17 protein-coding genes are annotated in these 20,826 nt (G+C 72.7%); 5 read left to right on the forward strand and 12 right to left on the reverse strand.

The genetic code is table 11. The annotated features are described in order from the left end of the window. The first annotated feature begins 23 nt into the window (after positions 1–23). The gene (locus IG88_RS0117520) at positions 24–725 is read left to right on the forward strand and encodes a gamma-glutamyl-gamma-aminobutyrate hydrolase family protein (RefSeq protein ID WP_031041559.1); all 702 of its coding nucleotides are present in this window, start codon (positions 24–26) and stop codon (positions 723–725) included. A gap of 355 nt (positions 726–1,080) precedes the next feature. Here the strand turns inward: IG88_RS0117520 and IG88_RS0117525 are convergent, their stop codons facing one another. Next, positions 1,081–2,058, reverse strand: coding sequence for a LysR family transcriptional regulator (locus tag IG88_RS0117525; RefSeq protein ID WP_031041562.1), 978 nt, complete (start codon positions 2,056–2,058; stop codon positions 1,081–1,083). 82 nt (positions 2,059–2,140) lie between these two features. On the opposite strand from IG88_RS0117525, the gene IG88_RS0117530 reads away from it, so the two are divergent. Continuing rightward, positions 2,141–3,313 carry a TDT family transporter gene (locus IG88_RS0117530; protein WP_031041564.1) on the forward strand — a complete coding sequence of 391 codons (1,173 nt, stop codon included), beginning with the start codon at positions 2,141–2,143 and terminating at the stop codon, positions 3,311–3,313. Here the strand turns inward: IG88_RS0117530 and IG88_RS0117535 are convergent. The 4 genes from IG88_RS0117535 to IG88_RS0117550 form a co-directional block, all read right to left on the reverse strand. Then, positions 3,240–3,959 carry a helical backbone metal receptor gene (locus tag IG88_RS0117535; protein WP_031041567.1) on the reverse strand — a complete coding sequence of 240 codons (720 nt, stop codon included), beginning with the start codon at positions 3,957–3,959 and terminating at the stop codon, positions 3,240–3,242. The two genes, IG88_RS0117530 and IG88_RS0117535, sit on opposite strands and share 74 nt — an antisense overlap. Positions 3,960–3,969: 10 nt before the next feature. Beyond that, complete coding sequence (locus tag IG88_RS0117540; protein WP_031041570.1) at positions 3,970–4,539, reverse strand: helix-turn-helix domain-containing protein; 570 nt, start codon at positions 4,537–4,539, stop codon at positions 3,970–3,972. Positions 4,540–4,985: 446 nt separating this feature from the next. Then, the gene (locus IG88_RS0117545) at positions 4,986–7,601 is read right to left on the reverse strand and encodes an ABC transporter permease/substrate binding protein (RefSeq protein ID WP_031041573.1); all 2,616 of its coding nucleotides are present in this window, start codon (positions 7,599–7,601) and stop codon (positions 4,986–4,988) included. Continuing rightward, positions 7,594–8,721, reverse strand: a complete 1,128-nt coding sequence (locus IG88_RS0117550; RefSeq protein WP_031041576.1) for a quaternary amine ABC transporter ATP-binding protein — start codon at positions 8,719–8,721, stop codon at positions 7,594–7,596. The genes IG88_RS0117545 and IG88_RS0117550 overlap by 8 nt, the downstream gene beginning before the upstream one ends. Positions 8,722–8,914: 193 nt before the next feature. On the opposite strand from IG88_RS0117550, the gene IG88_RS0117555 reads away from it, so the two are divergent. Together IG88_RS0117555 and IG88_RS0117560 are read left to right on the forward strand one after the other, a co-directional pair. Next, positions 8,915–9,820 carry a 5'-3' exonuclease gene (locus IG88_RS0117555; protein WP_031041577.1) on the forward strand — a complete coding sequence of 302 codons (906 nt, stop codon included), beginning with the start codon at positions 8,915–8,917 and terminating at the stop codon, positions 9,818–9,820. Positions 9,821–9,926: 106 nt separating this feature from the next. Beyond that, entirely contained in the window at positions 9,927–10,769 is an 843-nt protein-coding gene (locus IG88_RS0117560) for a siderophore-interacting protein (RefSeq protein WP_031041578.1), read from the forward strand. Between the two features lie 562 nt (positions 10,770–11,331). Here IG88_RS0117560 and IG88_RS0117565 read toward each other — a convergent pair. After that, positions 11,332–11,913: a GNAT family N-acetyltransferase gene (locus tag IG88_RS0117565; RefSeq protein WP_031041579.1), complete on the reverse strand. Its 582-nt coding sequence runs from the start codon at positions 11,911–11,913 to the stop codon at positions 11,332–11,334. Positions 11,914–12,030: 117 nt separating this feature from the next. On the opposite strand from IG88_RS0117565, the gene IG88_RS0117570 reads away from it, so the two are divergent. Next, positions 12,031–13,005, forward strand: coding sequence for an RluA family pseudouridine synthase (locus IG88_RS0117570; protein WP_031041580.1), 975 nt, complete (start codon positions 12,031–12,033; stop codon positions 13,003–13,005). On the opposite strand, the gene IG88_RS0117575 is transcribed toward IG88_RS0117570, so the two are convergent. From IG88_RS0117575 to IG88_RS0117600, 6 genes are all read right to left on the reverse strand, one after another. Further along, positions 12,999–14,513, reverse strand: coding sequence for a cytochrome P450 (locus IG88_RS0117575; RefSeq protein ID WP_031041582.1), 1,515 nt, complete (start codon positions 14,511–14,513; stop codon positions 12,999–13,001). The genes IG88_RS0117570 and IG88_RS0117575 overlap by 7 nt on opposite strands. Positions 14,514–14,578: 65 nt before the next feature. Then, positions 14,579–15,199 (reverse strand): GTP-binding protein, encoded by a 621-nt coding sequence (locus IG88_RS0117580; RefSeq protein WP_030404700.1) that lies wholly within the window; start codon positions 15,197–15,199, stop codon positions 14,579–14,581. Continuing rightward, entirely contained in the window at positions 15,180–15,578 is a 399-nt protein-coding gene (locus IG88_RS0117585) for a DUF742 domain-containing protein (protein WP_031041584.1), read from the reverse strand. Before IG88_RS0117585 ends, IG88_RS0117580 begins: the two co-directional genes overlap by 20 nt. Further along, positions 15,575–15,952: a roadblock/LC7 domain-containing protein gene (locus IG88_RS0117590; protein ID WP_167308645.1), complete on the reverse strand. Its 378-nt coding sequence runs from the start codon at positions 15,950–15,952 to the stop codon at positions 15,575–15,577. The genes IG88_RS0117585 and IG88_RS0117590 overlap by 4 nt, the downstream gene beginning before the upstream one ends. 26 nt (positions 15,953–15,978) lie before the next feature. Next, on the reverse strand, positions 15,979–17,607 hold the full coding sequence (locus tag IG88_RS0117595) for an ATP-binding protein (protein ID WP_051851937.1): 1,629 nt from the start codon (positions 17,605–17,607) through the stop codon (positions 15,979–15,981). 314 nt (positions 17,608–17,921) lie between these two features. Further along, complete coding sequence (locus IG88_RS0117600; protein ID WP_031041587.1) at positions 17,922–20,774, reverse strand: DEAD/DEAH box helicase; 2,853 nt, start codon at positions 20,772–20,774, stop codon at positions 17,922–17,924. Positions 20,775–20,826 lie beyond the last annotated feature (52 nt).

Below are 20,826 nucleotides of genomic sequence, written 5' to 3' on the forward strand. Positions count from 1 at the left end.
ACGGTTCATTGCCTGGAGGACGGATGGCCGAGCGGCCGCTGATCGGTGTCAGTACGTATCTGGAGTCCGCGGCGCGCTGGGGCGTGTGGGAGCTGGAGGCGGCGCTGCTGCCGGCCGGGTACCCGCGGCTGGTGCAGCGGGCGGGCGGGCTGGCCGTGATGCTCCCGCCGGACGCGCCCGAGCACGCCGCCGCGGCCGTCGCCCGCGTGGACGGGCTGGTGATCGCCGGCGGCCCCGACGTGGAGCCGGTCCGCTACGGCGCCGTGCCCGACCCGCGCACCGGCCCGCCGGCCCGGACCCGGGACGGCTGGGAGCTGGCCCTGGTCGAGGCGGCCCTGGCGGCAGGCGTCCCGCTGCTGGGCGTCTGCCGGGGCATGCAACTGCTCAATGTCGCCCTGGGCGGCACCCTCGTCCAGCACATCGAGGGGCACGCCGAGACAGTGGGCGTGTTCGGCGGCCACCCGGTCCGGCCGGTGCCGGGCACGCTGTACGCGGCTGCCGTCCCGGAGGAGACCTTCGTACCGACGTACCACCACCAGGCGGTGGACCGGCTCGGCAGGGGCCTGGTCCCCTCGGCCCACGCGACGGACGGCACGGTGGAGGCCGTGGAGCTGCCGTCCTCTCCCGGCTGGGTCCTGGGCGTGCAGTGGCACCCGGAGATGGGCGAGGACGTCCGCGTGATGAAGGCCCTGGTGGACGCGGCCCGCCCCGGCCGCCCGACCTGACGGCACACCCCCGCCCCGCCGGAACGGTGCCCGGCCCCCCGACCACATGCCGGGGCCACCGCCAGCCCCCTGGCAGCAACACGCACGCCCCGACACCACCGCCCACCCCAGACACCACCGCACCGGCAGACCAGAACCGGACAAACACCGCACCCGCGGGCCTCGTCGCAGCACCCACCCACACACCCGTCAGACACGTCAGACACGGCAGACACCGGACCAAGTCCCTGGGACCACCGCCAAAGCCCCTGAAAGCGACACGCACGCCCCGACACCACCGCCCACCCTCGACACCGCCGCACCCGGCGGACCAGAACCGGGCAAGCACCGCACCCGGCGGCCCTCGTCGCCGCGCCTACGCACGCGTCAGGGACAGCAGGCGCCGGGCCGGGCCCGTGGGGCGGTGGCCGGTGGGCCAGACCGCTCTCAGGTCGCGGGCCAGGACGACGTCCGCCACGGGGACGCTGACCAGCCGGCGCGTGGTCAGTTCCTCGCCGACGGCGAGTTCGCTGAGGACGGAGGGGCCGGCGCCGCCCACCGCGGCCGCCTTCACCGCCGTGGTCGAGGACAGTTCGATCAGGGGGCGGGCCAGGCCGCCCAGCGCCGCGTCCAGGACCTGCCGGGTGCCCGAGCCCTTCTCGCGCAGGATCAGCGGGGTCGACGCCAGCTCCGCGGCCGCCAGCGGGCGCCTGCGGCGGGCCCAGGGGTGGCCAGGCGCGGTCACGACGACGAGCCGGTCGTGCGCGATGACCGCGGAGTCGAGGCCGGCCGGCACGCTCACCCCCTCCACGAAGCCGAGGTCGGCGTCGTCGGCCAGCAGGCGCTCGGCGACCGCCGCCGAGTTGCCCGCGAGCAGCGAGACCGCGGTGTCGGGCAACTGGGCCCGCAGTGCCACCAGCCACCCCGGCAGCAGGTACTCGGCGATCGTCATGCTCGCCGCGACCCGCAGCCGTGAGTCCCGCCGGTCCCGCAGCGCCTGCGCGCCCGCGTCGAACGCCTCCGCGGCCTCGACGATCCGCCGCGCCCAGTCCGTGACCAGGGCGCCCGCGTCGGTGAGCCGGGAACCGCGCGGGGAGCGGTCCACGAGGGCGACGCCGAGCTGCCGTTCCATGGAGCGGATGCGGCTGCTGGCGGCGGGCTGGGTGATGCCCAGCTCGCGCGCGGCTCCGCCGAGGCTGCCCAGGCGCGCGACCGCCAGCAGCAGCTCCAGCGCCCCGAGGTCCGGCACCCGGTGCGCCAGCGAGCCCGCCCCGGACCGTTCCCGGCCGCCGTCCCGGCCCCCGCCACCGGTGCGACGCGCGCCGCCCGGTCCGCTTCCCGCACCGCCGCCCATACCGCTGCTCATAACTCCAGCTTATGCCCTCATAGAGACATGGTCCCTGGTCAGGGCGTTCGACGGCCGGGACCGTTGAGCCATGGTCACCGCAGCCCAGCCCCCTTCCGCTTCCTCCTCCCCGGCCGCCGGCCGGGCCCTCCCGCGCTTCCCGGCCGTCCGTCATCTCGGGCCCAACTGGTACGCCTGCGTCATGGGCACCGCCATCGTCGGCACGGCGGGAGCCGCGCTGCCCGGGCACGTACCCGGTCTGCGTGCCGTGTGCACCGCGGTCTGGGCGCTCTCCCTGGTCCTGCTGCTGGTCCTGCTGGCCGCCCGTTCCCTGCACTGGCTGCACCACCGCGACCAGGCCCGCGCCCACCTCCTCGACCCGGCCGCGGCCCCGTTCTACGGCTGCCTGTCGATGGCCCTGCTGGCCGTCGGCGGCGGTGCCCTGGCCCTCGGCCGGGACTGGATCGGCACCCCGGCCGCGGTCGCCCTGGACACCGTGCTGTTCACCGCCGGCACGGTGATCGGGCTCGTGGCGGCGGTCGCCGTGCCGTACCTGATGGCCGTACGGCACCGGATCGAGCCGGGGCAGGCCAGCCCGGTGTGGCTGCTCCCCCTGGTGGCGCCGATGGTGTCCGCGGCTGTCGGACCCTTGCTGGTGCCGCACCTGCCGCCGGGGCAGCCCCGCGAGACGCTGCTGCTGGGCTGTGTCGCGATGTTCGGGGTGAGCCTGTTCGCGACGCTGGTGACACTGCCGGTGGTCTTCGGCCGGCTGCTCACCGGCGGACCGCTCCCGCTCGCGCTCACCCCGTCGCTGTTCCTCGTCCTGGGCCCGCTCGGGCAGTCGACGACCGCCGTGGGGAAGTTCGCGGAGGCGGCGCCGGGGGTCGTGCCGGCGCCGTACGCCGGGGGTTTCTCCGTCTTCGCCGTCCTGTACGGAGTGCCCGTGATGGGCTTCGCTGTGATGTGGCTGGCCCTCGCCGCCGCGCACGTCGTCCGGGCCCGCCGCCAGGGCATGGGCTTCTCGATGACGTGGTGGTCGTTCACCTTCCCGGTGGGCACCTGCGTCACCGGCGCCGAGGCGCTGGCCCGGGAGACGGGCCTCGCCGTCTACGACGGGCTCTGCGTCGCCCTGTACGCCCTCCTCGTCGCCGCCTGGGCCGTGGCCGCCGTGCGCACCGCGCGGGGTCTGCTCAGCGGCGCGCTGCCCGCAGGGCCGCGGCCAGTGCCCGGGGCGCCTCTGCCAGTGACGGCCCGTACCACGTGAGGTACCGGCCGTCGACGAGGGCGCAGGACAGGCCCGGGAAGGCGTCCGGGCCGTCGTCGGCGGTGAAGCGGTACGGCTCGTCCGGCAGCACCACGACGTCCGGGCGGGCCGCCCGCAGTTCGTCCACCGGGACCTTCGGGTAGCGCTCGGGGTGCGCCGCGTACAGGTGGTCGACACCGAGCCGGGCCAGGACGTCGCCCGCGAAGGTGTCGCGGCCCAGCACCATCCAGGGTCTGCGCCAGACCGGCACGACGGCCGTGGCGCACCGGCCGGCCACGGGCGGGCCGGCCCAGGCGGCCTCCGCCTCGTCCAGCCAGCCGGGGCGGGAGCGCGCACCGCAGGCGATGAGGGTCCGGTCCAGCTCGGCGAAGGCCTGCGGGACGGTGCGCACCTCGGTCACCAGCACCTCGACACCCCCGGCGCGCAGGGCGTCGAGGTCGGGGGCGCGGTTCTCCTCCTCGTTGGCGATCACGAGGTCGGGGGCGAGGGAGAGGATCCGGCCGGTGTCCGGGTTCTTGGTGCCGCCCACGCGTACGACGTCCAGGCCGGCCGGGTGCGTGCACCAGTCGGTCGCGCCCACCAGCGCCCCGGGGACGGTACGGGCCACCGCTTCGGTGAGCGAGGGCACCAGCGAGACGACCCTCACCGGCCCGCCCTCACCGGCGGGGGCCTTCGCGGACCGCCTCGATGTGCTCGGCGACGGCGACGACGACCAGCCGGGTGTCGGGCACCGTGGCCCGCCAGCGGTGCCGCACCCCGCCGGTGAGGTACAGCGTGTCGCCCCGCCCGAGCCGGTAGGCGCGGCCCTCGGCCTCGATCTCCACGGCACCCTCGGCCACGAACATCAACTGGTCGTTGCGGTACTGCAGTTCCCGCCCGGCGTCGTGGTCGCCGGTGAACTCGGAGGCGTGCATCTGGTGGTGTCCGCGCACCAGCGAGCGCACCTTGGGGGCCAGCTCGGGGTCGGGGTCCTCGGCGCGGACCACGTCGACGCTGCACGCGGGGTCGGCCGCGGCGAGCAGTTCCACGGCGGTGGTGCGCAGCGCGTCGGCCACCTTCTCCAGGGAGGTCTGGCTGGGCCGTGCCCGGTCGTTCTCGATCTGGCTCAGGAAGGGCACGGACAGACCGCTGCGCTCGGCCACCACGGCGAGGGTGAGTTCGAGATCCCGGCGCCGGCGCCGCACGGCCGCGCCCACCCGGAGGTGCTGATCCTTGTGGTCGCCCATCGCTCCGGCTCCCTCCTTCACCCGTCCCCGCGCCGTCGACGTGCCCCGCGCGGGGCGCCGTCCTCCTGATGAGTTCTCTGCACCCTACGCATGTTCGGCAAACCGTTTCATGCGGCCGTCACGTCGATGTCACGGTGCGGTGGCCGCGACCTCACGTTTCTCGCCACCGGCGGGCCGGTCCACGCCTCCTACCGGTTCAAGGCGTGGACGCCCCTCCCTGTTCCCGACAGGCGTTCCACCCACGGCGCGGCCCTGCTCAGGGGCGGGGTTGGCACTCCGTGGTTGGCCGAATCCTTACGGTGTCCGATTCCGCGACGGTGCCGGAACGGCGCGAGGGGTGGCCCGGCGGTGCGCCGTCAGGAGGCGCCGCCGGGCCACCCCTCGGGGTGACCGTCACGGAATACCGGGGCACTGCGGTGTGCCGCGCGGTACCCCGGCCCGGGTCGCTACGGGGTCATCCGGCCGACCATGTCCGGGTGCTCCTTGAGCCAGGCCGCGACGGCGGCCTCCTCGTGGCCCTGGCCGCGGTCCTTGATCTCCGCCTCCAGGCTGCCCAGCTCGTCCTCGCTCATCTTGAAGTTCTTGATCCACTTCGTGAGCTGCGGGTACTGCTCGGGGAACTTCTTGCTGGAGATGGTGCGGATGGTGTTGCCCTCGCCGAAGGCCTTCTTGGGGTCCTTCAGCTTGGTCAGCTCGTAGTCGCTGTAGGCCCAGTGCGGGGACCATAGGGTGACCGCGACCGGCTCCTTCTTGGCCAGGGCGCGCTTGAGCTCGGCCAGCATCGCGGGCGTCGAGCCGTCGACGACCTTGTACTCGTCCTCCAGGCCGTAGGCCGGCATGACGTCGTTCTTGACGAGCTGCATCTGTCCGGTGCCGGGCTCGATGCCGATGATCTTCCCGTCGAAGAGGTCGGCCTTGCCCTTGAGGTCCTCCAGGGACTTGACGTCCTTCACGTACGACGGCACGGCGATCTCCAGGGAGGTCGGTTCGTACCAGGTGCCGAGGTCGTTGAGGTTGTCCTTGTGCTTGTTCCAGTAGTTGCTCTGGGCGTGCGGCAGCCAGGCGTCGAAGTTGAGGTCGATGCCGCCGGAGGCCAGGCCGGTGTAGACCGGGCCGACGTCCATCTGCTTCAGGTTCATCTTGTAGCCGCGGCGCTCGAGGACGTTCTTCCACAGGTAGGTGACGGCCACGTCCTCCTCCCAGGGGAACCAGGCCACGTCGAGCGTGCGCTTGGCCTCGGCGGGGGTGGCACCGCCGCCGTTCTCCACCGGGGCAAGCTTGTCGACGATGCCCGGGTTGGCCTTGAGCCAGGTGCGGACGGCCTGCTGCTGCTGGCCCTTGCCGGCCTTGTTGATCTCGGCCTCGAGGCTGGTGAGCTGCTTCTCCGACATGGAGAAGTCCTTCAGCCACTTGGACACGACCGGGTTGTCGTCCGAGAAGCCCTTGCGGGACAGCGAGTGCACGCCGTCGCCCTTGCCCCAGGCGCCCTTGGGGTCCTTCAGCTTCTTCAGGTCGTAGTCGTTGTACGCCCAGTGCGGGGACCACAGGGTGACGACGATCGGTTCCTTCTTGCTGTAGGCCCGCTTCAGCTCGGCCAGCATCGCCGGCGTGGAGCTGTCGACGACCTTGTACTCCTTGTCGAGGCCGTACTCCTTGAGGATCTTGCTCTTGAGCAGGTTCATCTCACCGGCGCTGGGCTCGATGCCGGTGATCTTGCCGCCGAAGACGCCGGCCTTGCCCTTGAGGTCCTCCAGGGAGTTGACGTCCTTCATGTACGACGGGACGGTCAGCTCCAGCGACGTCTCGTCGTACCAGGAGCCGAGGTCCTCGAGCTGCTTGCCGTACTTCTTCCAGTACTGCTCGTGGGTCGTGGGCAGCCACGAGTCGGTCTGGAAGTCGATGTTGCCCTGGGCGAGCGCGGTGTACAGCGGGCCGGCCTCGAACTGCTTGGCCTCGACCTCGAAGCCGCGCTGTTCCAGGACCTCCTTCCACAGGAACGTGGAGGCGACGCCCTCGTCCCAGGGGATGTAGCCGATGGAGACCTTCTTGCCGTTGCCGACGTTCGTGCCGCCGCCCGCGGTGTCGGCGTCGTCGGAGCCGCCGCCGAACATGCCCATGCCGCCGGCCACGAGGGCGAGGATCACGATGCCGATGACGGCGACCTGCGGCTGGGGACGGTAGGACCAGATCTTCAGACCCTTGGCGGCGCGCGCCTTGGCGGCGGCACGGCGGCCCAGCGGGGAGACGTGCGTGCCCAGCGCGCTGGTCATGCGGTCCAGGTAGATCGCCAGGATCACGATGGCGACGCCGGCTTCGGCGCCGAGGCCGACGTTGAGCTGGCCGATGGACTCCATGACGTCGCCGCCGAGGCCGCCGGTGCCGACCATGCCGGCGATCGCCGCCATGGACAGGCCGAGCATGATGACCTGGTTGACGCCCGCCATCACCGTGGGCAGCGCCAGCGGGAGCTGGACGCGCAGCAGGGTGTTGCGCGGAGTGGTGCCGAACGCCTCCGCGGCCTCGACCAGTTCCTTGTCAACCTGGCGGATGCCCAGCTCGGTCATGCGGACACCGGGGGCGAGCGCGAAGATCAGCGTGGCCACGATGCCCGGGGCGGAGCCGGTCCCGAAGAACAGGATCGCGGGGATCAGGTAGATCATCGCGGGCAGCGTCTGCATGAAGTCCAGGACCGGGCGCACGAAGGCGCTCACCCGGTCCGAGCGTGCCGCCCAGATGCCCACCGGCACCGAGACGACCAGCGCGATGATCGTGGCGACCAGCAGGAGCGCCAGGGTGACCATCGCGTTCTCCCACAGACCGAGGGAGTCGATGAAGGCGAACCCGACGAAGGAGAGGACGCCCGCGAAGGTGCCGCGCAGCCAGAAGGCGATCACGGCGAAGATGCCGGCGAGCAGCAGCGGCTCGGGCGCCTGGAGGAGGGCGTTGATGCCGTCGTAGGCGCCGGTGAAGATGCTCTTGAAGAAGGTGAAGAGCCAGGAGACGTTGTCGAGCAGCCAGTCGACGGTGCTGTTGACCCAGTCACCGAGGGGAATCCTAGGCACGGCTGATCACCTTCTTGCCGCCCTTGTCCCGGCGGGACTGGCAGACGCCGGGAACGACGTCCTCGTCGCCGAGGAAGCCGATGAGGCGCTGGGCCGGGACGACGCCGACGAGCCGGTCGCCGTCGACCACGGCCACCGCGTGGGGCACGCGGGCGCTGATCGCGCACAGCTCCGAGAACGGCGTGCCGGGCGCGGCGGTCTCGCAGTCGCAGTCGGCCTCGTCGCCGTTCAGCTCCGTCTCCATGACCGCGGCGGCGGTCAGGACGCGGGAGCGGTCGACGTCCTTGGTGAAGGAGGCGACGTAGTCGTTGGCCGGCCGGATCAGGATGTCCTGCGCGGTGCCTATCTGCACGATCCGGCCGTCGCGCATCACGGCGATGCGGTCGCCCAGGCGCATGGCCTCGTTGAGGTCGTGGGTGATGAAGACGATGGTCTTCTTCAGGGTCTTCTGCAGGTCCAGGAGCTGGTCCTGCATGTCCCGGCGGATCAGCGGGTCGAGGGCGCTGAAGGACTCGTCCATCAGCAGCAGGTCGGCGTCGGTGGCGAGCGCGCGGGCCAGGCCGACCCGCTGCTGCATGCCGCCGGACAGCTCGTCGGGCCAGGACTTCTCCCAGCCGGCCAGGCCGCACAGGGCGAGCGCCTCGTCGGCGCGGCGTTCGCGCTCGGCGCGGGGCACGCCCTGCACTTCCAGACCGTAGGCGGCGTTGTCACGGACGCTGCGGTGCGGGAAGAGCGCGAAGTGCTGGAAGACCATGCTGATCTTCTTGGAACGGACCTCGCGCAGCTCGCGGTCGCTGAGCTCGGTAAGGTCCTGGCCCCCGAAGCGGACGTGTCCGGCGGTCGGCTCCGACAGACCGTTGAGCATGCGCAGCAGCGTGGACTTGCCGGATCCCGACAGGCCCATGACCACGAAGATCTCGCCGGGCTCGACGGTGAAGGACGCGTCGATGACGGCGGCGGTGGTGCCGCCGGCGCGCAGCTCCTCCCGGACGTCACCCTGGTCGTCCCGGACGTCTCCCCCGTCCTCGCGGACATCCCCATGGCGCAGTCGTTCGACTGCCTGGTCCGGTTTCCTGCCGAAGACCTTGTACAGGTGCTCGGCCTCTAGTCTGGCTGACACGCTTACCTCTTGAATCGGGGGCAGGGACAGGGCGCGAAACCTCCCAACAGTTGAATGCATCAACCAGCTTCGGCCCGGCTGCGCGCCTGCCCCGATGTTTATGCGCCAAACATTTAAGTGAGCCAGTTCACACGTCCTCCCTCGTTCGCCCACATGACCTGCGGCATGATTGCGAGGCGTGACCGGACGACTGATGCTTCTCGACACCGCCTCCCTGTACTTCCGCGCCTACTTCGGCGTGCCGGACTCGGTGAGGGCGCCCGACGGCACGCCGGTGAACGCCGTGCGCGGGCTGCTGGACTTCATCGACCGCCTGGTGAAGGACCACCGCCCCGACCATCTGGTGGCGTGCATGGACGCCGACTGGCGCCCGCACTGGCGGGTGGAGCTGATCCCCTCCTACAAGGCGCACCGGGTCGCCGAGGAGCGTCCGGCGGGCCCCGACGAGGAGGAGGTGCCCGACACGCTGTCCCCGCAGGTGCCGGTCATCGAGGCGGTCCTCGACGCGCTCGGCATCGCCCGCGTCGGCGTTGCCGGGTACGAGGCGGACGACGTCATCGGCACGTACACCGCACGGGCCACCGGTCCGGTCGACATCGTCACCGGCGACCGGGACCTCTACCAGCTCGTCGACGACGCCCGCGGCGTGCGCGTGCTGTACCCGGTCAAGGGGGTCGGCACGCTCAACCTCGTCGACGAGGCCGCGCTGCGCGAGAAGTACGGCGTCGACGGCCGCGGCTACGCCGATCTGGCGCTGCTGCGGGGCGACCCGAGCGACGGCCTGCCCGGCGTGCCCGGCATCGGCGAGAAGACGGCGGCCAAGCTGCTCGCCGAGTTCGGCGACCTGGCCGGGATCCGCGCCGCGGCCGGCGATCCCGGGGCGAAGCTCACGCCCACGCAGCGCAAGCGGCTCACCGAGGCGGCGCCTTATCTCGACGTCGCCCCGAAGGTCGTACGGGTGGCGGACGACGTTCCGCTGCCGGACACCGGCACGGCGCTGCCGCACGGCCCCCGCGACGCCGGGGCGCTGGACGCGCTGGCCGCCCGCTGGGGGCTCGGCGGGTCCTTGCAGCGGCTGCTGGCCACGCTCGGCGCCTGAAGCGCGCCGGACGGGCGCCGGACGGGCGCCCGTGCCCCGAGCGGCGGGCAGATGCTAGCTTAGGCATACCTAACTCAGGGAAGCGGCAGGGAACAGGGAGGCCGTCATGGCAGAGCGTCCGGCACGCAGGCCGCGCAGGCCGCACACGGCGCAGGTCGTCCGCACCGAGCGGCTGACCCCGCACATGCAGCGCGTGGTGCTCGGCGGTGAGGGACTGTCCGCGTTCTCCGCGGACACCTGTACGGACCACTACGTGAAGCTGCTCTTCCCCTCCGGAGGCGCGACCTACCCGGAGCCCTTCGACATGGAGCGGATCCGCGAGGACTTCCCCCGCGAGCAGTGGCCGGTGACCCGGACGTACACCGTGCGCCACTGGGACGCCGAGCACCGGGAGATGACGCTGGACTTCGTCATCCACGGCGACGAGGGCCTCGCCGGGCCGTGGGCCACGCGGGTGCGGCCGGGCGAGAGGATCCACTTCATGGGTCCGGGCGGTGCCTACGCCCCGGACCCGGCCGCCGACTGGCATCTGTTCGCCGGTGACGAGAGCGCGCTGCCCGCGATCGCCCGCTCCCTGGAGGCGCTGCCCGACGGAGCCCGCGCGTTCGCCTTCGTCGAGGTCGAGGGTCCCGAGGAGGAGCAGAAGATCGACTCCGACGTGGAGGTCGTCTGGCTGCACCGCGCGGGCCGTCCGGCCGGGCAGGCCCTGGTCGAGGCCGTGCGCGCGCTGGAGTTCCCCGAGGGCAGGCTGCACGCCTTCGTCCACGGCGAGGCCGCCTGCGTGAAGGAACTGCGCCGGTACCTGCGGGTGGAGCGCGAGATCCCCCGCGAGGACCTGTCCATCTCCGGCTACTGGCGCCTCGGCCACAACGAGGACGGCTGGCAGGCGTCGAAGCGCGAGTGGAACGCCCGCATCGAGGCGGAGCAGGAAGCCCCGACGACGGCGTAACCCGCCCCCACACCGCGCCGCCCGCCGCCTCCGTGCCGCACCGCGCACCACGCAGCCCCGGCGCGGCACACCCACCCTCGCGAGCCGCGCACACCGCACCCTGACGACCGAGGCCCCCACCAACCCGCCTCCGGACCTCAGGGCCACGGGGCCACGGGGCCACGGGGCCACGGGGCCACGGGGCCACGGGGCCACGGGGCCACGGGGAGAACCGCACACCACATCCGGCGCGCTCCACCCACCCACGCCCCACACCACCCCGGCGCGACACACCCACGCACCACACCACCCCGTCCCGGCACACGCGCCCCCGGAGCCCGGCCGGCAGGCCCTCGCACGCGACCGGCGCCCAGCAACCCGCCGCGGACACGCGCCACCCGCGCGGCGTCGGCCCCGGCGTCCCGAAGCGCTCCGCCCGGAGCCGCACGCCGAGCCCGGGGGGGCAGCGTGGGCTGATCCCCCCCACGCCCGGAATCGTGCTCCCCCGCGCCACGCCGGGCCCCCGCGCCCGATACTCCGGCTTCCCCCGGCGAGCCCCCCGGCGCAGGCGGGCCGTGGGTCCTCAGTCGCCCCGTACGCGCGCGTGGAGGTGCATGTCGTGCCAGCCGTCGGGGTGGAGGAGGGCACGGCGCTTGGTGCCCTCCAGGGCGAAGCCGCCCTTGTGGGCCACGCGGCACGAGGCCTCGTTGGCCACCGCGTGGGAGAGTTCCAGGCGCTGGAAGCCGATCTCGTCCAGGGCCCAGTGGGCGAGGGTGCGCGTGGCCCGCGCGGCGACGCCCCGGCCGCGTGCGCCCGCCGTCGTCCAGTAGGCGACTTCCGCCACCCCGTCGCCGAGCAGTATCTGCCGCAGGGCGACCCGGCCCAGCAGCCGGTCGTCGGCCGCGTCGGCCACGGCCCACTGGGCGTCGCGCTCCCGCTCCCACGCCCGCTGCCACTGGGTGATCCAGCCCCGCACCTCCTCCTCGGAGTCGGCGGCGCGGATGTGCCACTGGTGCATCACCGGGTCCTGGAAGGCCGCGTGCACGGCGGGCGCGTCCTCGGTGCGCCACGGGCGCAGCAGCAGTCCGTCGCCGGTGCGGAGGGTGGGCTGCGGGGTGCGGGAGAGGGTGCCGGCGTCGAGGACCGGGCGGGTCAGGTAGGGCATGGGCGGCATCCTGCCAACGGGGGCCACGGGCGGCCCAGCGGTTTTCCCGGGCGCCGCCGCCTCGGCCCGCCACCTCGGCCCGCCACCGCGGGTCACGGCCTCGTACGCTGGCAGGTGATGAGACGCCGCACCCCTCCCCCGCCCTCGCCCCTGCCGCAGCGCGACGGCATCGACGCGGTACGGGTGCGGCTGCCCGCGGACGGGCCGTGGTCCACGGTGCGGGAGCACCTGGAGGAGCGGCTGTCGGGCGCGGGCGCCGGCGTGGTGGACGGCATGTTCGACGCCGGGGCGTTCGTCCGGGCGGACGGGCGCCCCGTGGCGGGCGACGCGCCGTACGAGCCGGGCCTGTTCGTGTGGTTCCACCGCGAGCTGCCCGCCGAGGTCCCCGTGCCCTTCCCCGTGGAGATCGTGTACCGCGACGAGCACATCGTGGTCGTCGACAAGCCGCACTTCCTGGCCACCACCCCGCGCGGCGGCCACGTCGCGCAGACCGCGCTGGCACGCCTGCGCCGGGAGCTGGGCGTTCCGGCGCTCGGCGCCGCCCACCGCCTGGACCGGCTCACGGCGGGCCTGGTGCTGTTCACCGTGCGTCCGGAGGAACGCGGCGCCTACCAGAGGCTGTTCGCCGAGCGGCGGGTGGACAAGGAGTACGAGGCCGTCGCCCCGTACGATCCCGCGCTCGCGCTCCCCCGGACCGTCCGCAGCCGGATCCTGAAGGAGCGCGGGGTGCTCGCCGCCCGGGAGGTGGACGGCGAGCCGAACGCCGTGACCCGTGTCGAACTGCTCGGCCACCGGCCGGACCGCGGCCTCGGCCGGTACCGGCTGGTGCCCGGCACGGGCCAGACGCATCAGCTCCGCGTGCACATGAGCGGGCTCGGCGTCCCGATCCTCGGCGACCCCCTCTACCCGGAGGTGGCCGCTCCGGTACCGGCCGGTGACTTCCGGCGCCCGCTGCAACTGCTCGCGCGGGAGCTGGCGTTCACGGATCCGGTCACGGGGAGCGCGCACCGCTTCCGCAGCGGCCGGTCCCTCGGCGCCTGGACGGCGTACGAGGACTGGGCGGCGTGCGGGGACCACGGCGGCCGTCAGTAGCCGCGCCACCAGCGCAGGAAGCGCTGCCAGGCCCCCCGGGGCGGCTGCTCCCCCGCGGCCGGCCCGGCCGCCCCGGCCGGCCCCTGCTGCGGCTCGGCGGCCGTCACCGGCACGGGCTGCGGCGGCTGGGACGGCAGCGGCGGCTGCGTGCGGGGTTCCGGCTGAGGCATGCCGACGTGCCAGGGGGTGCGCCGGGCCTGGGCGGGGGCGTGGCTCGGCTGCTCCCTGATGTCCTGCTGCGCCCTGGGTTCGAACCGGACCGGCAGTTCCACCAGGTGGCGCGACGCGATCGACGACCGCCACCGCAGCTCGTCCTCGTCGCAGTCGAGCCGGACGTCGGGCAGCCGCATCAGCAGCGCGTCGATTCCGGCGTCGGCGATGGCCCGCCCGATGTCCTGCCCGGGGCACTCGTGCGGGCCGCCGCCGAAGGCGAGGTGGGCACGATTGCCCATCATGTCCGCGCTCAGGTCGGGGCGGATGCGCGGGTCGACGTTGCCCGGCGCGATGCCGAACAGGAGGCCGTCACCGGCGCGGATGCGCTGGCCGCCGAGGTCCGTCTCCTGTTTGGCGAAGTAGGCGAAGACGGTGCTGAACGGCGGCTCGTCCCACAGGGACTGCTCGACCGCCTGGGGCACCGTCATCTGCCCGCCGCTGAGCTGGGCGCGGAAGCCCGGGTCGGTGAGGACCACCCGCAGCACGTTGGCGATGAGGTTGACGGTCGCCTCGTAGGCGGCCAGCAGGACCACCCGCAGGTGTTCGCGGACCTCGTCGTCGGTGAGCCCGGCCGGGTGGGTGACGAGCCGGCCGGCGATGTCGTCGGCCGGCTCCGCCCGGCGGGCGGCGGCGAGCCGGCCCAGCGCCTCCATGACGTAGGCGTGGCTGGCGATCGCCGTGTCGGTGCCCTTGAGGGTGTCGCGGGCGGCCTCCACCAGCCGGTCGTTGTACTCCTCGGGCATGCCGAGCAGATGGCACATCACGCCCATCGGCAGGTGCTCGGCGAACTGGCCGACCAGGTCGGCGCGGCCCTCCTCGCAGAACCGGTTGACGACGCGCTGGGTGTAGCGGTTGATGTGCCGGCGCAGTTCCCGGTAGTCGAGGTCGGACATGGCACTGGTGACCGCCCCGCGCAGCCGCTTGTGCTCCTCGCCCTCGGCGTGGGAGCAGATGGGCTGCCAGGCGATGTGCGGCATCAGCGGGTGGTCGGGCTTGACCATGCCCTCGTTGAGCGCGGTCCAGATCCGGCTGTCGCGGCTGAACTGGGAGGGGGTGCTCACCATGTGCAGGTTCTCGGCGTGCCCGAGGACCACCCACACGGGTACGTCGTCGTGGAGCAGCGCCGGCGCCACCGGCCCGTGCTGCTCGCGCAGTCGCTCGTACAGCGCTTCCAGGTCGGCCGCCTCGTGCAGCCGGTGCAGCCCGCCCGGTCCGAGGCCGTGTGCGGGGCAGGCGGGCGGTGGTCCGAGCATCGGGTCGCCCGTTCCGGTCGGGGAGTGGCTTTCAGGCGTCACAGTCTCGCTCCGCGGCAAAGGTGTGGGTCACGTCGGAAGAAGAGGGGTGTCGGTGGGCGCGCGGCTCAGGTCAGCGCGCCCTTCACGGCGAGGGAGTGCAGGAAGCGCATCAGGGTCATCAGGACGTCCCGGCTGGAGGCCCGGCGCCGTACGTCGCAGTCGAGGATGGGGATCTCCTCGGGCAGGTCGAGCGCGGTGCGCAGTTCCGCGACGGGGTAGCGGGGCGCGTCGGGGAAGCTGTTGACGGCGACGACGAAGGGCACACCGCGTTCCTCCAGGCGTCCCATGACGTCGAAGCTGACCTCCAGGCGGCGGGTGTCCACCAGGACGACCGCGCCGAGGGCGCCTTCGAACAGGCCGTTCCACAGGAACCAGAAGCGCTCCTGGCCGGGGGTGCCGAAGAGGTAGAGCACCAGTTCGTCGGTGATGCTGATGCGGCCGAAGTCCATGGCGACGGTGGTGGCCGTCTTGGACGCGGAACCGTAGTTGTCGTCGACGCCGATGCCGGCCTGGGTCATCGTCTCCTCGGTGGTCAGCGGTCTGATCTCGCTGACCGAGCCGACCATGGTGGTCTTGCCGACCCCGAAGCCGCCCACGATGACGATCTTCACGGCGGCCTCGGCGGTGTGGGGCAGCCGGTCCTCGGTCCGCGGGCCCGGGATCGTGTCAGAGCTTTTGAAGTCCATGCATCACCGCTTCGAGGAGGTTTCGGTCGGCGACCTTCTGGCGGACGATCGGGGCGCGGGCCTGCACCAGTTCCTTCGCCAGCAGGTCGGTGAGGAGCACGGTCACCACGCTGAACGGCAGGCTCAGGTAGGCCGACAGCTCGGCTGTGGACAGCGGGGCCGCGCACAGCCGCAGCAGGGCGGCCTGCTCCGGTGTGGCGGACACCGGGGGGTCGGCGCGGGCCACGATCAGGGTGACGAGGTCGATGTCGGCGCGTTCGCCGCCCCCTTCGCCGCCGATGACGAACAGCCGCTCGGGGTTGCGGAGTTCGCCCTCCTTGGCGGGTGCGCGGTCGGGGGCCGCCCCGGGGGATCGCCTCTGGCGCTGGGGAGGGGTCATACGGTCTGCCCGTTGCGCCGTGCGGGACTGGTGAGGTGGGGGCCGATCCGGGCGACCAGGTCTGCCATGCTCAGACCCATCCGGCCGGGTTCGCAGCGGACGTCGGACAGGACGGCGAGGTAGGCGTTGGGTCCGGCGGCCATCAGGTAGAAGTAGCCGCCGTTCATCTCGATGAGCACCATCTTCATGTCGCCGTCGCTGGTGGGGATCTCCTGGCTGACGGCACTGGCGAGGCTCTGCAGGCCGGCGCAGGCGGCGGCGACGCGGTCGGCGGCGTCCGGGTCGCCGGAGTAGCGGGCGATGCGCAGGCCGTCGGCGGAGAGCACGACGATCATCTCGATGCCCGGGACGCCGTCGTAGAGGTCCCGGAGCATCCAGTCGAACTTGCCTTGCTGCTCGATCACTTGAGGTTCCCCTCGTCGTCTGCCGGGGCGTGGGCCGGCTCGTTGCTGCTGGACTGCGGGTGGGTCTGGGTGGTGGTGCCGGAGTGCTGCTTGAGTCCCTCCCAGAAGGCGCCGATGAAGTGCCCGGGCGGCAGGCCCTGGTCCTGCTTCTTCGGCGCGGCCTCGGGCCCGGTGGGGGCCGGGATGCCGTCCCGGCCGTGTTCGGCGGTCCTGCGCGCCTCACGTTCGGCGTCCTCCCGCTCCCAGGCGGCCTGTTCGGCCAGGCGCTGGCTGAGCGGCATCCTGACCCGGCTGCGGCGCTGCGGGAGGCCGCCCGCCGTCCACTCGGTCACCTCGGGAACGTCGTCCTCCAGGGAGACCGTGGCGGGGACGCGGGGGCTGGTGGGGCGTCGCTTCTTGGGCCGGCGCTGCGGCCCGGGCAGGGCGTCGGGCCCCGGGGTGGGGATCGATGTGGCGCCGATGCCGTGGGCGAGGCCGACGCCGGGCTCGGTGGTGAGCATCTTGCTGGGCACGATGAGGATGGCGCGGACGCCGCCGTACGCGGAGGCGCGCAGTGAGACGTCCATGCCGAACTGGGTGCACAGCCGGCCCACCACGGACAGGCCCAGGCGCGGGTGGTGGGCGAGGTCCTGGACGTCGGTGCCGCGCTTGGCCTGTTCGAGCAGGCCCTCGATGCGGGCGCGGGACTCCTCGCTGAGGCTGACGCCGGCGTCCTCGATCTCGATGCACACACCGCTCTGCACCTCGGTCGCGGTGACGTGCACCTTGGCGGCGGGCGGCGAGTAACGGGTGGCGTTGTCGAGGAGTTCGGCCGCGGCGTGGATGACGGGTTCGACCGCGGTGCCCTTGACGTTGACCTTGGCGATGGAGGCCAGGTTGATCCGGCGGTACTCGAGGATCCGGGACATGGCGCCGCGCAGCACGCTGTAGAGGGCGACCGGCTCGGGCCACTGGCGTCCGGGCCGGCCGCCGCCGATCACGGAGATGGAGTCGGCGAGGCGGCCGATCAGCGAGGTGCCATGGTCGATGCGCAGGAGGTCGTCGAAGACCTCGGGGTTGCGCCCGTGGTCCTCCTCCATCTCGCGCAGTTCCTTCTGCTGCTGGTGGACGATCGCCTGGACGCGGCGGGCGATGTCGACGAAGGAGCGCTCGGCGGACTCCCGCATGGCCTCCTCGTGGTCGACGATCTCGCAGACCATCCGGACCAACTGGCGCTGCGGCTCGCCGAGTTCGGCGTACGAGGGGTCCACCTCGCCGAGCCGGTACAGCACCTCGCGGGGCGTGGCGCCCCGGCGCATGAACCGCAGGACGTCCGGGATGACCTCGGCCCCGAGGCGGACCATCTCCTCGTGGTGGCCCGCAGCCCGGTGGTCCAGGTAGGCGGCGTGACGGGCGTGCTCGGCGCGCTCGGCCCGGAGCACGCGGCCACGGCGTACGGCTTCGGCCGCCGCGGTGAGCACCAGGAGGGTGGCGACGGCGCCGCACAGGCCGACGGCGAGCCGCGCCGGTTCCGTCACGAGGGCGACGGCGGCCCCGGTGGCCGCGGCCATCACTATGACCGGCAGCAGGAGCACGCGCGCGTAGGGAAGTTCGCGGCGACCTGGAGGGGAATCAACACTCACCATGTAGGCCCTCTGAAAACGAATCGGCGGGGATGGGCACGCGTGCGGCGGGGTAGGCCGGGGAGTTTCCGGGAGCTTCGGCGCATGGGGAACAAGCGCGCGATTTCACCTCAACTCGGTGCGCTGCGGGCGAGCTTAGTCCGACCGGATCATCGCGGTGTCATATTCGGCGAGCACCTGAAACGGACCCGGCCACTGGAGTAGGGTCGGACCCATTTGCACGCCACGGAGTCGTTCGAACACATGGTGTAGCACGCCCAGGGTGTGCGAAAGGCCCGGCGGGGTCTCCCGCCGGGCCTGTGGGGTGTCAGGCCGGGTCAGCCCACGGACGAGTAGGCGACCACTCCGCGCAGCAGCTCGTCGACGGCCTTGCGCGCGTTCTTCGGCACGGTGGAGCCGGTGCCGGGCGCGGCGGCCGCGATCTGGCCGAGGACGTCGATGACCTGCTTGCACCAGCGCACGAAGTCGCCGGCCGGCATCTCCGCCTCGCGCAGCACCTCGTCGAGGCCCTTGCCGGACGCCCACATGTACGCCGCCCAGGCGAAGCCGAGGTCGGGCTCGCGCTGGCCCACCCCTTCGGTCTGGCTGATCCGGAAGTCCTCCTCCAGGGCGTCGAGCCGGCCCCAGATCCGGACCGTCTCGCCGAGCGCTGCCTTGGCCTTGCCCGAGGGCACCTTCGGCGCCATCGCGTCGTCGGCGGCCCGGGACTCGTAGACCAGCGCCGAGACGCAGGCGGCGAGCTCGGCCGGGGACAGCCCCTCCCAGACGCCCTCGCGCAGGCACTCGCTGGCGAGCAGGTCCAGCTCGCCGTAGAGCCGCGCCAGGCGCTTGCCGTGCTCGGTGACCTCGTCGCCGCGCAGGTAGTCCAGCTCGGTCAGCAGCGCCACGATCCGGTCGAAGGTGCGGGCGATGGTGTTCGTGCGGCCCTCGATCCGGCGCTCGAGCTGCGAGGTGTCGCGCAGCAGCCGGTGGTAGCGCTCGGCCCAGCGGGCGTGGTCCTCGCGGTCGTCGCAGCCGTGGCAGGGGTGGGCGCGGATCGCCTTGCGCAGCCGGGCGATCTCCCGGTCGTCGGCCGCCTGCGAGCGCTTCTTGCGGGCCCGCTCCGGCGGGATGTGCCCGGCCTTGGTGCGCAGCGCGGAGGCGAGGTCGCGGCGGGACTGCGGCGAGCGCGGGTTGAACGTCTTCGGGATCCGCATCCGGTCCAGTGCCTCGACGGGCACCGGGAAGTCGATCGACGCCAGCCGCTTGACCTGCCGTTCGGCGGTCAGCACCAGCGGGCGGGGCCCGTCGTGGTGGTCGAAGCCGCGGTGGCCGTTGGACCGCCCGGCGGGCAGCCCCGGGTCGAGGACCAGGGCGAGGCCCGCGTACTTGCCGGTGGGCACGTGGATGACGTCGCCCGGCTTCAGCCGCTCCAGGGCGACGGCGGCCTCGGCACGCCGCTGGTTGGCTCCCTGGCGGGCCAGCTCCTGCTCGCGGTCCTTCAGCTCGCGCCGCAGCCGGGCGTACTCGTCGAAGTCGCCGAGGTGGCAGGTCATGGAGGCCTTGTAGCCCTCCAGTCCCTCCTCGTTGCGCTGCACCTGCCGGGAGATCCCGACGACCGACTTGTCCGCCTGGAACTGCGCGAAGGACGTCTCCAGCAGTTCCCGCGAGCGGTGCCGGCCGAACTGCTCGACCAGGTTGACCGCCATGTTGTACGACGGCTTGAAGCTGGAGCGCAGCGGATAGGTGCGGGTGCCGGCCAGTCCCGCGAGGTGCTCGGGGTTCATGCCGCGCTGCCACAGCACCACGGCGTGTCCCTCGACGTCGATGCCCCGGCGCCCGGCCCGGCCGGTGAGCTGGGTGAACTCGCCGGGGGTGATGTCGGCGTGCTGCTCGCCGTTCCACTTGACGAGCTTCTCCAGCACGACCGAGCGGGCGGGCATGTTGATGCCGAGGGCGAGGGTCTCGGTCGCGAAGACGGCCTTCACCAGGCCGCGGACGAACAGCTCCTCGACGACCTCCTTGAAGGTGGGCAGCATGCCCGCGTGGTGGGCGGCGATGCCGCGCTCCAGGCCCTCCAGCCACTCGTAGTAGCCCAGGACGTGCAGGTCCTCGCGCGGGATGGAGGCGGTCCGCTCCTGGACGAGGGCCCGGACCCGCTCCCGGGCGGCCTCGTCGTTGAGCCGGAGGCCCGCGTACAGGCACTGCTGGACGGCGGCCTCGCAGCCGGCCCGGCTGAAGATGAAGGTGATCGCGGGCAGCAGCCCCTCGGAGTCCAGCCGCTCGATGACCTCGGGGCGGCTCGGCGTCCACACCCGCGAGCGCTGTCTGCGCTCCCGCTCCCGGTCGGCCTCCTTCATGGCGCGTCCGCGCCTGCGGTCCTGGTAGGAAGGGCGGCTCGCCTCCAGACGGGCCATGCGCGTCAGGTCCGGGTTGACCGCCTTCTTGTGGCCCTCGCTCTCCTCGAACAGGTCGTACATCCGGCGCCCGGCCAGCACGTGCTGGAACAGCGGCACGGGCCGGTGCTCGGAGACGATCACCTGGGTGTCGCCGCGCACGGTGTCGAGCCAGTCGCCGAACTCCTCCGCGTTCGACACGGTCGCCGACAGGGACACCAGGGTCACGGACTCGGGGAGGTGGATGATCACTTCCTCCCACACGGCACCGCGGAAGCGGTCGGAGAGGTAGTGCACCTCGTCCATGACCACGTGGCCGAGGCCGACGAGGGTCTGCGAGCCCGCGTACAGCATGTTCCGCAGGACCTCGGTGGTCATCACGACCACCGGGGCGTCGGAGTTCACGCTGTTGTCGCCGGTGAGCAGGCCCACCTTGTCCGTGCCGTAGCGGCGGCACAGGTCGGCGTACTTCTGGTTCGACAGGGCCTTGATGGGTGTCGTGTAGAAGCACTTCCGGCCCTGCTGGAGGGCGAGGTGGACGGCGAACTCGCCGACGATCGTCTTGCCGGAGCCGGTGGGCGCGGCCACCAGTACGCCCTTGCCCGCCTCGAGCGCCTGGCAGGCCTCGATCTGGAAGGGGTCGAGGCCGAAGTCGTACATCTCGCGGAAGGTGGCGAGCGCGGTGGCCTGCTCGGCAGCGCGCTGACGGGCTGCCGCGTACCGCTCGGCCGGTGAGAGGTCCTCTGTCATCGTGCTTTCGAGCGTACCGGGCCGCACTGACAACCGGACGATCATTATCGGGATCGGCCGTGTGGGGGTTCCGTGGGGGCGGCGGCGCCCTGCGTCA

This window comes from Streptomyces sp. NRRL F-5650 (assembly GCF_000721365.1).
Lineage (GTDB): Bacteria > Actinomycetota > Actinomycetes > Streptomycetales > Streptomycetaceae > Streptomyces > Streptomyces ardesiacus.

Bases quoted from the DNA above. Each gene is read 5' to 3' on its own strand.
- IG88_RS0117590 (WP_167308645.1), bottom strand. From the start codon at position 15,952: ATGCTCCGGGACCTCTACGACGGCGTCCCGGGCATCGAGATGATCGTC.
- IG88_RS0117520 (WP_031041559.1), top strand. From the start codon at position 24: ATGGCCGAGCGGCCGCTGATCGGTGTCAGTACGTATCTGGAGTCCGCG.
- IG88_RS0117600 (WP_031041587.1), bottom strand. From the start codon at position 20,774: ATGATCGTCCGGTTGTCAGTGCGGCCCGGTACGCTCGAAAGCACGATG.
- IG88_RS0117560 (WP_031041578.1), top strand. From the start codon at position 9,927: ATGGCAGAGCGTCCGGCACGCAGGCCGCGCAGGCCGCACACGGCGCAG.
- IG88_RS0117555 (WP_031041577.1), top strand. From the start codon at position 8,915: ATGCTTCTCGACACCGCCTCCCTGTACTTCCGCGCCTACTTCGGCGTG.
- IG88_RS0117530 (WP_031041564.1), top strand. From the start codon at position 2,141: ATGGTCACCGCAGCCCAGCCCCCTTCCGCTTCCTCCTCCCCGGCCGCC.
- IG88_RS0117585 (WP_031041584.1), bottom strand. From the start codon at position 15,578: ATGACCCCTCCCCAGCGCCAGAGGCGATCCCCCGGGGCGGCCCCCGAC.
- IG88_RS0117540 (WP_031041570.1), bottom strand. From the start codon at position 4,539: ATGGGCGACCACAAGGATCAGCACCTCCGGGTGGGCGCGGCCGTGCGG.
- IG88_RS0117570 (WP_031041580.1), top strand. From the start codon at position 12,031: ATGAGACGCCGCACCCCTCCCCCGCCCTCGCCCCTGCCGCAGCGCGAC.
- IG88_RS0117525 (WP_031041562.1), bottom strand. From the start codon at position 2,058: ATGGGCGGCGGTGCGGGAAGCGGACCGGGCGGCGCGCGTCGCACCGGT.
- IG88_RS0117595 (WP_051851937.1), bottom strand. From the start codon at position 17,607: ATGGTGAGTGTTGATTCCCCTCCAGGTCGCCGCGAACTTCCCTACGCG.
- IG88_RS0117565 (WP_031041579.1), bottom strand. From the start codon at position 11,913: ATGCCCTACCTGACCCGCCCGGTCCTCGACGCCGGCACCCTCTCCCGC.
- IG88_RS0117580 (WP_030404700.1), bottom strand. From the start codon at position 15,199: ATGGACTTCAAAAGCTCTGACACGATCCCGGGCCCGCGGACCGAGGAC.